This window comes from Paenibacillus sp. H1-7 (assembly GCF_022354825.1).
In the GTDB taxonomy this organism is placed as follows: domain Bacteria; phylum Bacillota; class Bacilli; order Paenibacillales; family NBRC-103111; genus Paenibacillus_S.
The window spans coordinates 5547830-5563395 of the sequence record NZ_CP031168.1; the positions used below are offsets into that span (position 1 = coordinate 5547830).

Annotated in this window: 16 protein-coding genes; all 16 read right to left on the reverse strand. The window is 49.4% G+C overall.

All coding sequences use genetic code 11. The features are described 5' to 3' along the window. Positions 1-9: 9 nt before the first annotated feature. The 16 genes from DVH26_RS24335 to fliM are packed head-to-tail and all read right to left on the reverse strand — an operon-like array spanning position 10 to position 15544. Positions 10-504, reverse strand: coding sequence for a chemotaxis protein CheD (locus DVH26_RS24335; RefSeq protein WP_239626378.1), 495 nt, complete (start codon positions 502-504; stop codon positions 10-12). Beyond that, complete coding sequence (locus DVH26_RS24340; protein WP_379454897.1) at positions 501-1088, reverse strand: chemotaxis protein CheC; 588 nt, start codon at positions 1086-1088, stop codon at positions 501-503. The genes DVH26_RS24335 and DVH26_RS24340 overlap by 4 nt, the downstream gene beginning before the upstream one ends. A 37-nt stretch (positions 1089-1125) precedes the next feature. Next, positions 1126-1587 carry a chemotaxis protein CheW gene (locus DVH26_RS24345; RefSeq protein ID WP_239626382.1) on the reverse strand — a complete coding sequence of 154 codons (462 nt, stop codon included), beginning with the start codon at positions 1585-1587 and terminating at the stop codon, positions 1126-1128. A gap of 51 nt (positions 1588-1638) precedes the next feature. Next, complete coding sequence (locus DVH26_RS24350) at positions 1639-3687, reverse strand: chemotaxis protein CheA (RefSeq protein ID WP_239626384.1); 2049 nt, start codon at positions 3685-3687, stop codon at positions 1639-1641. Between the two features lie 53 nt (positions 3688-3740). Beyond that, positions 3741-4895: a protein-glutamate methylesterase/protein-glutamine glutaminase gene (locus DVH26_RS24355; RefSeq protein ID WP_239626386.1), complete on the reverse strand. Its 1155-nt coding sequence runs from the start codon at positions 4893-4895 to the stop codon at positions 3741-3743. Between the two features lie 54 nt (positions 4896-4949). Next, a complete protein-coding gene (locus DVH26_RS24360) occupies positions 4950-5831 on the reverse strand; it encodes a MinD/ParA family protein (RefSeq protein WP_239626388.1) in 882 nt (293 codons plus the stop codon). Beyond that, positions 5824-7167 carry a flagellar biosynthesis GTPase FlhF gene (gene flhF / locus DVH26_RS24365; protein WP_239626391.1) on the reverse strand — a complete coding sequence of 448 codons (1344 nt, stop codon included), beginning with the start codon at positions 7165-7167 and terminating at the stop codon, positions 5824-5826. Before flhF ends, DVH26_RS24360 begins: the two co-directional genes overlap by 8 nt. Further along, positions 7164-9197 (reverse strand): flagellar biosynthesis protein FlhA, encoded by a 2034-nt coding sequence (gene flhA / locus DVH26_RS24370; RefSeq protein WP_239626393.1) that lies wholly within the window; start codon positions 9195-9197, stop codon positions 7164-7166. Before flhA ends, flhF begins: the two co-directional genes overlap by 4 nt. A 25-nt stretch (positions 9198-9222) precedes the next feature. Continuing rightward, positions 9223-10314, reverse strand: coding sequence for a flagellar biosynthesis protein FlhB (gene flhB, locus DVH26_RS24375; RefSeq protein WP_239626396.1), 1092 nt, complete (start codon positions 10312-10314; stop codon positions 9223-9225). 18 nt (positions 10315-10332) lie between these two features. Continuing rightward, positions 10333-11112: a flagellar biosynthetic protein FliR gene (gene fliR, locus DVH26_RS24380; RefSeq protein ID WP_239626398.1), complete on the reverse strand. Its 780-nt coding sequence runs from the start codon at positions 11110-11112 to the stop codon at positions 10333-10335. Between the two features lie 11 nt (positions 11113-11123). After that, positions 11124-11393, reverse strand: coding sequence for a flagellar biosynthesis protein FliQ (gene fliQ / locus DVH26_RS24385; RefSeq protein ID WP_239626401.1), 270 nt, complete (start codon positions 11391-11393; stop codon positions 11124-11126). Positions 11394-11427: 34 nt separating this feature from the next. Beyond that, on the reverse strand, positions 11428-12162 hold the full coding sequence (fliP, locus tag DVH26_RS24390; protein ID WP_239635471.1) for a flagellar type III secretion system pore protein FliP: 735 nt from the start codon (positions 12160-12162) through the stop codon (positions 11428-11430). Positions 12163-12185: 23 nt separating this feature from the next. Beyond that, positions 12186-12833 (reverse strand): flagellar biosynthetic protein FliO, encoded by a 648-nt coding sequence (locus DVH26_RS24395; RefSeq protein WP_239626403.1) that lies wholly within the window; start codon positions 12831-12833, stop codon positions 12186-12188. 47 nt (positions 12834-12880) lie between these two features. Then, positions 12881-13243, reverse strand: coding sequence for a response regulator (locus DVH26_RS24400; RefSeq protein ID WP_239626406.1), 363 nt, complete (start codon positions 13241-13243; stop codon positions 12881-12883). Positions 13244-13269: 26 nt separating this feature from the next. Continuing rightward, positions 13270-14556: a flagellar motor switch phosphatase FliY gene (fliY, locus tag DVH26_RS24405; RefSeq protein ID WP_239626408.1), complete on the reverse strand. Its 1287-nt coding sequence runs from the start codon at positions 14554-14556 to the stop codon at positions 13270-13272. Further along, positions 14546-15544 (reverse strand): flagellar motor switch protein FliM, encoded by a 999-nt coding sequence (gene fliM / locus DVH26_RS24410; RefSeq protein ID WP_239626410.1) that lies wholly within the window; start codon positions 15542-15544, stop codon positions 14546-14548. The genes fliY and fliM overlap by 11 nt, the downstream gene beginning before the upstream one ends. Positions 15545-15566: the final 22 nt, after the last annotated feature.

The following is a 15566-nucleotide window of genomic DNA, read 5'->3' on the forward strand; positions in this document are numbered from 1 at the left end:
TATCATAATCTAGAGTTCTTTCACTCCTTGCTGAACGCTTCTAATAAGCAGGCTACCGGTAACGCAATCGAACTCAATCGTTCTTCCATAATTACCGCCTGTATCTTCAGCCTTCAAAGGGATGGAATACCGCTTCAGCATTTCCTTGCACGACTCTACGTTCCTCGGTCCGATTCTCATCGTATCCGAGCTGCCGCCGAATGCGAACATTTGTGCTCCACCTGCCATTTTGGCTTCCATTCGGGCGACCGAGGCTCCAAGCGCCTCCATCTTTTGAATCATCTCGGGAATTGCCGTATCCGCATATTTAGCAATATTCAGCTTGCCTTCCCTGGCAATGTCGGAGGTCGGGAGCATAACGTGAGCCATTCCCGCGACCTTCGCCTTGCCGTCGTAAAGAGTGATTCCTACGCAAGATCCTAATCCTGTTGTCTTAAGCACTCCGGTCAAGTGAGTAACATTAAGGTCAGCCATTCCTACCTTGATGAAGTTATCTTGGATCATGGAGTGTCGACTCCCAGAGCTTTGAAGATTTTATCAAACGACTCCGGATCCGGAATGAGAAAGAAGTGGCCCTTCACCTCTTCATTGCCATCCAAAAACTTCGTATCAATCAGCAGCGCATGATCTCCCATTTGACCGAACTGGAAAAGACCAAAGCTGAGAATCGCGCCCGCCATATCTATAGCCAACGACGGTACGGTCGGGGACATGGAAAGCTGGGTAAAATCCGCCAAGGAAGACAAATACGAGCCTGCCAGTATATTGCCGATTTCGTTTAACGCAGAAAGTTCCATATCCGTATAATTGTCGTCATGGGTAACCGTGATCCCTACGAGACTTCGCAGCAGCTTTTTAGCGGATTCCAAGGTCATGATGAAAAATAAATTCCCGGGAGTCTCCCCTTCGACACGGAGGAAGATGGCGATAACGACTTGCTCCGCCCCTCCTACACTATCGGCAATTTCTTCAAAAGCTACGATGCGTACTTTCGGAACGAGCATATCGACCGGCTTATCCAGCAGCTTGGACAATGCCGTCGCCGCATGACCTGCGCCAATGTTCCCCACTTCCTTAAGCACATCCATTTGAAAATCGGCTAACCGGTTGAATAATTCCACGCGACTACTCCTCTAGGTTTTCTAATTGGACAATTTCGCTTTTATTCAAAACTTCCGCCAAGTTGAGGAGAATCAAGAGACGAGTGTCGCTTACCTTGGCAATGCCGCGCAAATATTTGGCTTTAATGCCCCCTACGATTTCAGGCGGGTCTTCAATGCTGTCGCTGTCCACGTCGATTACATCATTCGCGGAATCAACGATCAAGCCGACCTCAATATCATTCACAGCAACAATAATGATGCGTGTGCTATCCGTAAATTCGCATTCCTCGAAGCCGAACCGTCCCCGCAAATCGATAACCGGGGTAACGACGCCGCGCAGGTTGATTACGCCTCTTACAAATTCCGGTGTTTTCGGCACTCGGGTCATCGGCTGCATACGCTCAATCGTTCTAACCTTTTCAACCTCAACGCCGTATTCCTCATGTGCCAAAGCAAAAACGATGACTTTGATTTCCTCTCCCATGTTTCATGCCTCCCTAAGTTTGGTTAACTATGTAATCTGCGTTGGCTACGGTTACTTGATTAAAGCGTTCGTGTCTATGATCAATGCAACTTGTCCGTCACCCAGGATGGTTGCGCCGGATACGGCAAACAAGTTCGTTAAATATTTGCCGAGCGATTTCAGAACGATCTCCTGCTGTCCGATGAACTCTTCAACAACAAGAGCGGCCAGGCGCTCGCCTTTGCGGATGACGACGATTTGAGTGTCACCGGTTATCGATACCGCCAAGCCGGGCACATCGAACAAATTGCCAAGCGGTACTAACGGAATGACGCTGTTCCGGTAATCAATCATCCGGTTGCCGTGTACCATACGGATCTGCTCCCGCTTGATCGCCGCCGTTTCGACAATGGACGAAAGAGGGATAGCATACTTCTCCTCGCCCAGACGAATGAGCATCGCTGAGATGATCGATAAGGTAAGCGGAAGCTGGACGGAAAACTTGGAGCCTCTTCCCCATTTGGATTCCACTTGAACGGTACCGCCAAGGCTTTCAATCTTCGTCTTAACAACGTCCAGACCGACGCCGCGACCGGAAATGTCGGAAATTTTATCAGCAGTACTGAACCCTGAAGCGAACAAGAGCATGTACACTTCTTCGTCCGTCATTTTTGCAGCTTGGTCTTGCTGAATGACGCCGTTTTTGACGGCGATGCTCAGTACCTTCTCGCGGTTAATTCCGCGACCGTCATCTTCAATCTCAATAAATACATGATTTCCGCTATGATATGCGCGCAGATGAATCGTACCTGTTTCCGACTTACCCGCGTTAATCCGGTCACTGACAGGCTCAACCCCGTGGTCCACCGAGTTTCGAAGCAAGTGAACCAGCGGATCCCCGATCTCATCAATTACCGTTCGATCGAGCTCGGTGTCGGCTCCCGTAATGACCAGATCGACTTTTTTGTCCAGTGTCTTCGCAACGTCCCTGATCATCCGCGGGAACCGGTTAAACACCGTATCGATTGGAACCATCCGCAGCTTCAACACGATATTTTGCAAATCGCTGCTCACACGAGTCATATGCTCGACCGTTTCGGTAAGGTCGCTGCGCTTGATCTCGCTCGCCAGCTGTTCGAGCCGCACGCGGTCGATCAGCAGCTCGCTGAACAGGTTCATCAGCGTATCCAACCGCTCGATATCGACGCGGATCGTCCGGTTCGCTACAGGAGCATTACCAGCCGGCTTCTTGGATTCGGCAGCCGGTGAGGTAGGTGCCGCCGAAGCGCGTGGCGCTTCCGCAACCGCTGCCGCTACTTCCGCTTGTGCCGACGATGCCGGAGGGCTCATCAGCTCGTCCAGCTTAGCTTGGGTCAACAGCGTAACCGTCGCCTTTTCGATTTCGGACACGCTGCCGACCTGCTTCTCCAGACTGTCTTTATCCGTAGAGGAGATGAAGAACACGGAAAAGCTGTTATCGAAACGCTCCTGCTCGATATCCTCAACCGATGGCGTCGATTTGATTACTTCGCCGTTTTGCTCGAGCACATTGAAGACCATATAAGCTCTAGCCGCTTTAAGGACGCAATCCTCGCGAACCGTTACATCGATTAAGCAAACGGCCAGTCCGGCTTCAATCGATTGTTGGATGATCGAAAGCTGAAATTCATCCAGCATAGGCTCTTGTGCACTGTCCTGCTTCTTGACGGCTGCAGAGGATGCCGAACCGCCCTTCAAATAGTCTCCGCTGACAATGGATTTAAGCGCAGCTACGATTTCACTGACATCCAGCTTACCGGTGCCGCCCTGGATGATATCTTCTACCATGGCCTCCAAAGCATCCAGACTTTTGAAAATCCAGTCGAAAATAAACGAGTCCATCTTCAGCTTCGAATTCCGGACCAAATCCAGCACGTTTTCCATCTCGTGGGTCAACGAGGCCAAATCCTCAAAACCCATTGTTGCGGACATGCCCTTCAACGTATGCGCCGAGCGGAAAATGTTATGTACGATGCTTACATCCTCGGGGCTGCTTTCCAGGCTTAGCAAATTGTCGTTCATCGCCTGAAGATGTTCTTTCGATTCATCAATAAACATCGATAAATATTGATTTAATTCCATAACCACACCTCCGTCAATGTCATGCAACCTATATGTACACCCGAGCTCCCCGGCTATGTCATCACAGCTTTGGAAAGCATATGGGCAATTTCCTGTTGAGGCAGAATATGTGATACGCACTGCAGTTCTACGGCCGCTCTCGGCATACCGTATACGATGCAGGTTTCCTCCGATTCGGCTATCGTGGTCACGGCGCCGGCCTGCTTCAAAGCGAGCATTCCTTTGGCTCCGTCCGAACCCATTCCCGTCATCACCACGATGTGCCGACGCAGCTCCTTTAACGGCAATAACGACTCAAACAGCACGTCTACCGAAGGGCGGTGCCCATTCCTCGGATCTTCCTTGCACAGATGAATCTTGTACATTCCGGGGCCATTGCGCGCAACCATCATGTGAAACCCGCCCGGAGCCACATACGCGGTTCCGTTATGAAGGATCATGCCATCCTCCGCTTCGACAACCGTCAGCTCGGATACGGAGTCCAGCCGCTGCGCCAACGACTTTGTAAAATTAGGCGGCATATGCTGGACTATGACAACAGGCGCCGCGAAGTCGCCGGGTATGTTGGAAATCACTTGATGAAGCGCCCGAGGCCCCCCGGTTGAAGTACCGATAGCAACCAGCTGCTGTACTTGGGAAGCAGGGGGATTCATCAGCTTGCCGGAAGAATGGTTCCCTTCCTGCTTGTAGGGCTTTGGTGCAGGCTGAGCAACCGGAGCAGACGGAATGCTCGCCTTGGGTTCCCCCGCCGGTTTGTTGAATCGAAGCGGGTTCGGCGGTGCCAGCTTGGCATTGAACTTGTTAACATTCGTTTTTACCGCAATATGAAGCTTCTCGATCAAGGCGGTTTTTACTTTATGCAAATCCAAAGAAATGGAGCCTGACGGTTTGCCAACGAAATCGACGGCGCCCCTCTCCAGGGCGATAATGGTCTCCCTGGCCCCTTCCTGAGTCAGGCTGCTCAGCATAATGATCGGCGTCGGATGCTCCGACATGATCGTTTTCAACGCATCCAATCCGTTCATTTCCGGCATTTCAATATCCATCGTAACGGCATTCGGCTTCAGCTTTTTTATCAGCTCTACAGCCTCTTTACCGTTCTTGGCTGTCGCTACGACTCGAAATTGAGGGTCCTCCGATATGAGATCGGAAATGATTTTTCTCATAAAAATCGAATCGTCAACAACCAAAATGTCATAGATTCGCATATTGTTATTCCCCCCAGGTTGTCTGTTTTGTTGGCCGCTGGCAAGAGGATTGTGCTACTGTCGAAGATACTTCATCATTCGGTTCATAAAGCCTTTCACAGCACTACCCTGCATATCCGCCGGCGGCTGCTCGGCAATGAAATCATTCGTCAGCCTGGACAGAGACTGGGAAGCGGGGCTCGACGGGTACTCCACGGTGAACGGCACTTGCTTCTTAACCGCTTTAGAGACGTTTTTGTCATCATACACAAAGCCTAGAGTCGGTATATCCAATTGAAGGAATTGCTTGGCGACCAAATTGATTTTATCGGCTGTCTGCTTCCCTTCCTTCCAGTCCGCTACGCGGTTAACAACCAATTTGAATCGAACCGGCTCGTTCATCGCATGAACCATTTTGATGATAGCATAAGCATCTGTTATAGAAGTGGGCTCCGGGGTGGTCACGACGATCGTTTCTTCTGCAGCCAGAATAAATTTCAACGTCTCCTTGGACAAGCCTGCCCCTGTATCGAATATGATGTAATCGACAGTCCCGTTCAGCTGCTGTACCTGCTCTGCAAAATAATCCAGCTGCTCCTCGGTCAACCGGATCAGATCGTGAAAGCCCGACCCTCCCGCAATAAATTGCAGATTGTTCGGCCCTTTCTGGATAATATCCCAAATCGTCTTTTCTTTCTTGAGCAAATGATACAAATTGTATTTGGCTGTGACTCCCATTAATACATCGATGTTAGCCAGCCCGATATCTGCGTCAAAGACGAGGACATTGAAACCTTTTTTCTGCAGGGTTAAAGCAAAATTCAAGGTGAAATTCGATTTTCCGACCCCGCCTTTGCCGCTCGTTACCGTAAGAATGCGCGTTGCTTTGGCTTCGTGCTGCCGTTGATGATTTCGGTTCCATATCAGATCACGCAGCCCTTGTGCCTGGTCATTCATGGGATTGAACCCCCAATATCAGATCAACGATCTGCTGTGCCTTTAACTCGGTAATATCGTCAGGAACGCTTTGACCATTCGTGATATAGGAAAGCGACAGTTGAAAATCGTGGACTAGATTGATCACTGCGCCATAAGAATCGGTTTCATCCATTTTGGTAAAAAGCACTTTATCCAGCTTGAACTTGGAAAAGTTCTCGGCTATCGCCTTCATATCCTTGTATTTCGTAGTCAGGCTCATGACCAAATACGTTTCGCTCTTGCCGCCCGATTGAAGCAGGGCATTGAGCTCGGACACATACATCTCGTTGCGGAAGTTTCTTCCCGCCGTATCCATGAAAATAATATCCCGATCCTTCAGCGACTCGAATGCCTTGGGCAGATCCTGCGGCGAAAACACGACTTCCAACGGTACGTTCAAAATGGTGGCGTAGGTTTTCAGCTGTTCTACCGCTGCAATCCGGTACGTATCGGATGTGATAAAGCCGACTTTCCGCTGATATTTCAGCACCTGCTCGGCAGCCAGCTTGGCTATCGTCGTCGTCTTGCCGACGCCGGTCGGGCCTACGAAATGAGCAATTTTCGTATCCCCCTCCAACGCATTCCCGCTAAGTACAGGGAACAGCTCCAAGAGCTGACGTTTCAAAGATTGGCGGGCGTCTTTCTCACGGACAGGCTCTCCGTCCGCCTGCAATTCCTCCACTGCCCGTTCAATCAGGCGGCTTACAAGCTCGGGATCGATCTCATGCTCCAGCAATCGCTGCTGCAATTGCTCCAGCACCGGGTCCACAGGAGCTTGGCCAACCACTTGGACAGACAGCTTATGCATGTATTCTTTCATTTGCTTCATTTCGTTAAGAAGCAAGTCGTCCTTTGCTGCTTCCGTTCTTGCTGCAGCTTGCTGTGATGCCGCTGCCTTCACTTGCTTGTCGGCGTAAGCCGCAGAATCCGCCTGCCTCGGCGAGTCCGGTACCAATACGTCGGGCACGACAGGAAAAGCAAGCGGCTCCGCCGGCTGGACCGGCGCCTTGTTCGGCGACGGTACTGGCACGGGCCTGGTGTAGGTACCAGCGGCTTCCGATAGATTCGAGGTCACAGCCGGTTTAACCGCTACGGTCGCTCTCATATCTGCGACACCGGCTTTGCCGCCAGCACCTGCCGTTTCAGCCGCATCGGTAGCAGCGATGACTTCAATCTTTTTTTTGGAAAACATGCCGAGAAATCCGCCCGAGCGAATTTCTTTCGTGTTCAAGATAACGGCATCCTTTCCGAGATCCGTACGTATTTTTTGCAGAGCATCGGGCATGGAATCAACTACGTAGCGCTTTACCCTCATATGTTAACGACCCCCATGCTTTGAATTTCTACATTCGGCTCAAGCTCGCTGTACGACAGGACCGGAATATCCTGCATCGTCCTCTCCAGCAGCTGCCGCAAGTACATGCGAATAGTCGGTGAAGTTAGCACGATAGGCTGTTGACCGGATTGAATCAGCTTCGTGACTTGATCGGAAATACGCTGATAGATCACCTGGGTCGAACCCGGGTCCAGCGCCAGATAGCTTCCTTGATCGGATTGCTGAACCGATTCCGCAATTTTCTTCTCCAGGGAAGGCCCCACCGTAATGACCTTCAAGGAATCGCTGCCCGTTGAGAATTGCTGCGTAATTTGCCGCGACAACGATTGTCTCACATATTCCGTCAATATTTCCGGATCCTTGGTGTAAGTTCCGTAATCGGCTAACGTTTCCATTATCGTTACCAGATCGCGAATCGATATTTTCTCTCTAAGCAGCTTGACAAGCACCTTCTGAACATCGCCTGTGGACAGCACGTTCGGAATCAGATCGTCCACGAGAGCCGGGTAGCTCTCCCGTACATTCTCGATGAGCGACTTCGTTTCCTGACGACCCAGCAGCTCGTGTGCGTGCTTCTTGATAATTTCCGTCAAGTGAGTCGCTACTACGGACGGCGGATCGACAACGGTGTAGCCTGACAATTCCGCACGTTCCTTCATCGCCTCGTCGATCCAAAGCGCCGGAAGTCCAAAGGCAGGCTCTACGGTGTCGATACCCGAAATCGAATCGTCATCGATGCCCGGGCTCATCGCCAAGTAATGATTCAGCAGAAGCTCGCCGCGTGCTACCGTATTGCCTTTGATTTTCACGACATACTCATTAGGCTTCAATTGAATGTTGTCGCGGATCCGAATGACCGGTACAACCAGACCCAATTCCAAGGCGCATTGTCTGCGGATGAGAATGATCCGGTCCAGCAAGTCCCCGCCCTGCTGCGTATCAGCTAGAGGAATCAAGCCGTAGCCGAATTCGAATTCAATCGGATCCACCTGCAGCAAGCTGATTACGCTCTCCGGACTGCGAACCTCCTCAATTTGCTGTTCTTCCTCCAGCTGGTCCTCCTGAGCTTGTTTGCGAACCATATTTTGCTGCATCTTCATCGCTGCGAAGGCGAGGAGAGCTGCGATAGGTAAAGTAGTAATCAAGTGAATCGGAGTAAAAATACCGAGCAGCGTAATCGTTCCCGCTACGATATACAACAGTTTAGGATATGACAAGATTTGCGAGGTTAAATCGTGAGCCAGGTTGCCGTCGGAAGAAGCTCTCGTGACAATCAAACCGGCTGCCGTGGATATCAACAGCGCTGGAATTTGGCTGACCAGTCCGTCGCCGATCGTCATGATCGAATACTTCTCTGCGGCTTCGCCGATATCCATCCCTTTCATCGATACGCCGATGATCAAGCCGCCCAAAATATTGATGATCAGGATGATAATCCCTGCGATCGCGTCACCTTTAACGAATTTGCTGGCACCATCCATCGCCCCGTAAAAATCGGCTTCGCGGGATATTTTCTCCCTGCGTTCCTTCGCTTGCTGCTCATTGATTAATCCTGCGTTCAAATCGGCGTCGATACTCATTTGCTTGCCGGGCATCGCATCGAGAGTAAACCGTGCGGCAACCTCGGCCACGCGCTCGGAGCCTTTCGTAATAACGATGAATTGAACGAGCACTAGGATGATAAACACGACAAATCCAACGACGATATTGCCTTGGGCAACGAAAGAACCGAACGTGCTTACTACGTTCCCTGCATCAGCGTGCGCGAGAATGTTACGGGTGGTCGATACGTTTAACGCCAGCCGGAACAGCGTCGTGATCAACAGCAATGACGGGAAAATCGAAAACTGCAGCGCATCCTGCGTATTCATTCCTACTAATATAATCATCAGAGCAATGGAGATGTTGATGATCAACAGGACATCCAACAGCCATATCGGCACAGGTACGACCATCATCAGGATGATACCTATAATCCCGATCAGTACGACCAGATCTTTCGCTTTCATTTCAGATGTCCTCCTTCCTCATACTCTAGTTGGCTTTTCCTTTAACCTTGTACACATATGCTAATACTTCGGCCACGGCCTGGAACATATCCGCCGGTATGGCTTCACCAATTTCCACTTGGGCATACAGGGCTCGGGCCAAAGGCTTATTTTCCATCGTTATAATCCGGTGTTCCTTTGCAACTTGTTTAATTTTCAAAGCAATGTAATCCGTTCCTTTGGCGATAACCGTAGGAGCCTGCATTTTCTTCGCGTCATAGCGAAGAGCTACCGCAAAGTGCGTCGGGTTCGTGATGATGACGTCCGCTTTAGGGACATCCTGCATCATGCGCTGCAGAGCCATTCTTCGCTGCTTCTCACGGATTTTTCCTTTGATCTGAGGGTCACCCTCCGTCTTTTTATACTCATCCTTGATGTCCTGCTTCGACATGCGGATGCTTTTTTCAAACTCATACTTCTGATACAGAAAGTCGAGCAATGCAAGTACGATTAACACGAGACCGATTTTGAGGCCTAACTTGACCGTTAGCGACGATGCGAACATCAGTACGTTCTCGACAGGCAGCCGGGCCAAATCCATCAGGTTGCCTTTTTCACCCCACAAGGTGGAGTAGACGACATAGCCGATGATGGTCATTTTGAGAACCGATTTCAAGAAGTCGACCAGCGAACGCAGGCCGAATATTTTTTTGGCGCCTTCGATCGGGTTCAGCTTGCTGAATTTCATCATGAGCGGATCCCCGGTCAACAAGAAGCCGAATTGCAAATAATTGCTGAAAATCGCGATGACCACCGTCACCAGCAAAAGCGGTGCGATGATAAGCAAGCTCTGAACCATCAGCTGCTCGAACAAAACGATAATATTGTCGATCGTAATATCCCATAATAAGTAGTCGTAAAAAATCGACCGGAATACATGCATCGTCTGATCTTTCATATAACCGCCGAACAGGCTGAAAGCCAAGAACGAAAAAAACAAGATAAATGCAGCAGGCACTTCCATGCTTTTGGCGACTTGCCCCTTTTGCCTGGATTCCTGCCGCTTCTTGGGCGTGGCGGGCTCCGTCTTTTCCCCGGAAAACAATTGCAAATCGAGCTTTAACCGAAAACTTGCCAAGTCCGTCCAGTCCTCCCCTTAACCCGTGAACAAGCCGATAAACTTTTGTAGAGAGTCCAGCATTGCCGTGAATAAATCGTTATAAACAAATTGATAGCCGGGAAACAGCAAGATGAGCAATAAGAGTCCGACAATGATCTTCAGCGGAATACCCACTACGAAAATATTGAACTGAGGCGCTACCCTTGCCAGCAAGCCAAGCCCGACATCCGTCAGGAAGAATGCGGCAATTAACGGAGCGGCCATCTGAAAGCTTAAACTAAATACGCTGGAGAACGTGTGGACAAGAAATTCTCCTATTTGCCCGGAGTACATCCTGGCGAACATATCGTTGTCGGCCGGAATCCATTCGTAGCTCTCCATGATGGCTTTAAGCAGCAAATGATGGCCGTTTAACGTTATGAACAGCAGCGTTGCGATTGTATACTTCAAATTACCTACAATCGGGCTCTGAGCCCCGGTCATTGGATCGATGACATTAGCAATCCCTAATCCCATCTGTATATCGATAAACGATCCGGCAATTTGGAATACCGTAAAGAACATATAAGCGATGAAGCCGAGCAGTACACCGACCAATATTTCCCTGAAAATGGATAGCAGGTACAAAGAATCAAATGTCAACGGTTTAGACATTCCGAATAGCGGATAAGCCATGAAAGTAACGAAAAAAGCTAGCCCGATCTTAACATGATGCGGAACGTTTCGGGCTGAAAACACAGGCGCCACGACAAAAAACGAGGCAATGCGACAAAAAAAGAGCATAAAACCAGGAAAATATTGCGTTACCCATTCCATTTACTCACAGCCTAGCCGATAAATTTATATAAGTTATTGAACAGGTTATATGTATAATCCACCAGTGTCGTCAGGATCCACGGCCCAAAGATGAGGATGGATAGCAGCACGGCAACGATTTTAGGTACAAAAGCAAGCGTCTGCTCCTGGATCTGAGTCGTTGCTTGAAAGATACTGATGACCAGACCGATAACAAGAGCAATCACCATCATCGGCGCGCTGGCTTTCAAGGTTGTATAGACAGCCTCGCTGGCTAAACGAATGACAAACTCGGAACTCACGATAGTTCTCCTCCTGCTTATCCTATAGTTGGAATCATGTATTGTAGCTTAGCAGCAGGGACCTCACGACCAGATACCACCCATCCACCAATATAAACAGGAGGATTTTGAACGGCAGTGAAATCATGACGGGAGGCAGCATCATCATCCCCATCGCCATCAGCGTACTTGAGATGACCATGTCTATAACCAAGAACGGTATGAATATCATAAATCCCATTTGAAAAGCCGTCTTTAATTCGCTGATTGCGTAAGCGGGAACCAGTGCTGTCAACGGTGTATCCTCCACACCGCTTGGCGGCGGCGCTTTGGTGTAATCCAGAAACAGCTTCAAATCCTTTTGCCTCGTATACTGGAACATGAATTTCTTCATCGTAACGGTTGCTTTATCCAGTGCGGCAGTCTGCGTCAATTCACCTCTCATATAGGGCTGCAATGCGTTTTGGTTCAAATCTCCCAATGTCGGTGCCATTATGAAGAACGTGAGAAACAGGGCTAATCCGATAAGCACTTGGTTCGGCGGCATCTGCTGTGTGCCGAGAGATGTCCGGACAAAGCCGAGTACGATGATGATTCTAGTAAAGCAGGTCATCATCACCAGTATGGCCGGAGCAATACTCAAAATCGTCAGCAGCAGAATAATGTTGATCGTATTGGAAGCTCCTGTTGCACTGTTGGAGCTGCCAATATCGATATTGATTCCCGGAATCGGGTCCGCCGCATAAACGTTTGAAGTCCATGCAGCGGTCATAGCGAGCAAAGCCATCATGGTAAATGCGAGAGTCTTTAATTTCATGGTTTATCATTCAACCGATCTTTGTTATTCTCGTCCGTCCAAACCTCATCCACGATCTTCTTCCGATCGGACAGATGCTGCATCTTCTTATGAAACACTTGTTGGAACGAAGCCGTAATGTCCGCTTCTTCATTTTCATTACGGTCTTCCTTCTTGAGCAATCTGCTCCACCATCCGCTCAGCGTTTCCAGATTCGGTCCGCTTAAGGTGCTGGTTGTCAACATGTCGGTCAAATAGGCGACCTCTTCTTCGTCTTCAATTTTCTCGAGAAGCTGAACATTGTCGCCTACACCTACAATGTATAACGAACGGCCGATTTCAACGACTTGAATCGATTTGTTCTGACCGAGAGGCACTCCGCCGAGGGAGCGCAAGGAGCGGCCGAACAATAATTTATTTTTTTGCGAAAGAAACTTAATAATTACAAAAAAGATTCCGATAATAACAATGAGGAAGAAAATAACTTTGGTAACCATCCAGAACGTACTCGCCGTATCCAGACCGGGATAAGTAAGATCAGGTGACTCATTCATCGGTCGCTCAGATGGAGCGCCGGATTCCCCGTAACAAACCATAGAGAAACCGGCAAGTTGAATCATCCCCACAAAGATGAAAGAAGCTAATCTGGCTGCGAGTCTGTTCAAGATTCACATTCCTTTCGGCTTATGTAAAACTCTCCCCTGAACACCAATTATCCTAAAGTCTTCTTAATCGCTTCGATTACGCGGTCCGCTTGGAACGGCTTCACGATGAAGTCTTTGGCACCGGCTTGAATAGCATCGATAACCATCGCCTGTTGTCCCATAGCGGAGCACATAATCACTTTTGCGTTAGGGTCGATTTGTTTAATTTCCTTCAATGCGGCAATACCGTCCATCTCCGGCATCGTAATATCCATCGTGATCAGATCCGGACGCAATTCTTTAAATTTTTCGATGGCTTGCGCCCCGTCGTTTGCTTCCCCTACTACTTCGTAACCGTTTTTGGACAAAATATCGCGGATCATCATTCTCATAAATGCTGCGTCGTCTACAATCAAAATTCGGTTTGCCATGGTTGAACAGTCCTCCTAGAGTATGTTTAGTATTGTAATTTTTGAATGCGATCCCATTGATTCACAATGTCTGTAACACGAACCCCAAAGTTTTCGTCAATGACGACAACTTCGCCCTTGGCGATAAGCTTGTTGTTGACAAGAATATCGACCGGCTCGCCGGCAAGCTTGTCCAATTCAATGATCGACCCTTGCGACAGCTCCAGAATATCCTTGATTACCTTGTGAGTCCGGCCCAACTCCACCGTCACTTTCAAAGGAATATCGAGCAGCAAATTCAGGTTGGTATCTTCGGTAGGCGTCAAGCTCGTAGGCGAGAAGCTGGAAAACTGCGCTGGCTGCACATTGACATTGCGTGCCGGGCTTGTACCGTAAGCAGCAGGCTGCGGAGGGTACATCGGTTGCTGAGGCGGAGCCATCGGTTGTTGATACATCGGCTGCGGTGGCTGCTGGTACATCGGTTGAGCGTACGGATCCTGTACCGGCGCTGTAGGAATGTGCTGCTGCGGTGCCGGTGGCGGCATATGGGACACAGGAGCCGGAGCCGGTGCAGGTTCTGGTGCAGGTACGGATACCGGAGCTGCCGCTGCCGCAGATTCTTCTAAGCTGTCTCCACCTCCCATTAAAGTAGATACCATATCCCTCGCAAAATTGACAGGAAGCAACTGCATAATCGTTGAATCGATCAAATCTCCTATCGTTAGACGGAAGGATATTTTTATAAATACATCTTCGGGGGGAAGTGTCGAAGTTCCTCCTGCTTCTGCTAAATTTAATATGTCGATTCCTGGCGGAGAGATATTGACAAACCGGTTAAAGATGGTAGACATCGATGTAGCAGACGACCCCATCATTTGGTTCATCGCTTCCTGAACGGCGCTAATATGAATCTCGGTCAGCTCACCGTTTTGTGCGGTGCCGTCACCGCCCATCATCAAGTCTGCTATGACTTGTGCGTCGCGGGTTTTAATAACCAGCAGGTTGATTCCATGGAATCCGTCTACATAGTTAACATGCACGGCGACATGAGGCTTCGGAAATTCTTCAATCAAATCTTCCTTTGCGATGATCGAAACCTTAGGCGTCGTAATATCCACTTTTTTGCCGAGTAATGTCGACAAAGCCGTGGCCGCACTTCCAAACGTAATGTTGCCGATTTCCCCCAGTGCATCCTGCTCCAAAGACGATAAATAATCTTCAACTTGGACAGGCCCGCTGAATCCGCTCGAGCTGTTGTCGGAGCTGTCGCCGGATGTCTGTCTCAGCAATGCGTCAATCTCTTCTTGAGACAAATAATCTTTGCTATTCGTCATTCTCTTCCGCTCCTTCTTGGACTATATCGGTTATTTGCACTGCCATCTTGCCTCTTGTGGTACCGGGAGTGCCGTGAAACTTCAGCTTTTCGCCAATCCGGATATTCAGAAGCTGCTCGACCGGCTTATTTAAGGAGATCACATCGCCTGAGCTTAAATTTAAAAATTCGCGAATGGAGATGGTCGATTCGCCTAATTCCGCTATAATCGGAAGCTTGGCCTTATGAAGCCTGGACTGCAAAGCCATCGCTTCTTCCGGCGCACTCGTCTTCTTCTGGGATACGAACCAGTGATGCACGGAAAGCCTAGGCATAATAGGCTCGATAACGACATGAGGGATACATAGATTGATCATCCCGGTCGTGTCACCGATTTTGGTGCTGAGCGAGATTAGCGCAATCGTCTCGTTAGGCGAAACAATTTGCATAAATTGCGGATTGGTTTCCAACGCTTCCATTCGCGGTGACAGATCGACTACCGTCTTCCATGCCTCCTGCAAGCTTTCGAACGCCCGGCTGAAAATGCGCTCCATGACGATCGTCTCGATCTCGGTCAGTGCGCTGATTTTCGAAGGGGTTGTCCCGCTTCCGCCTAAAAGACGGTCCAGCATGGCGAACGCAACGTTCGGGTGCACTTCCAGCACCATTCTTCCTTCCAAAGGCTCAGCTTCGAAAATATTGAGAATCGTCATCTTCGGAATGGAGCGAATAAACTCGTCGTATGGCAATTGCTCGACCTGTACCACGTTGATCTGCACGAAAGTTCTTAATTGTGCGGAGAAGTACGTCGTCAAAAACCGGGCAAAGTTCTCGTGGATTCTCGTCAAGCTGCGGATATGGTCCTTGGAGAATCGTACGGCTCTTTTAAAGTCGTAGGCACGAACCTTCTTCTGCGTTTCTTCCTTTTTCAGTTCTTCCGCATCCATCTCGCCGGAGGATAACGCAGCCAATAACGCGTCAATCTCATTTTGTGAAAGTACATCAACCATAAAGCGTCACCTCCCTTTCGCA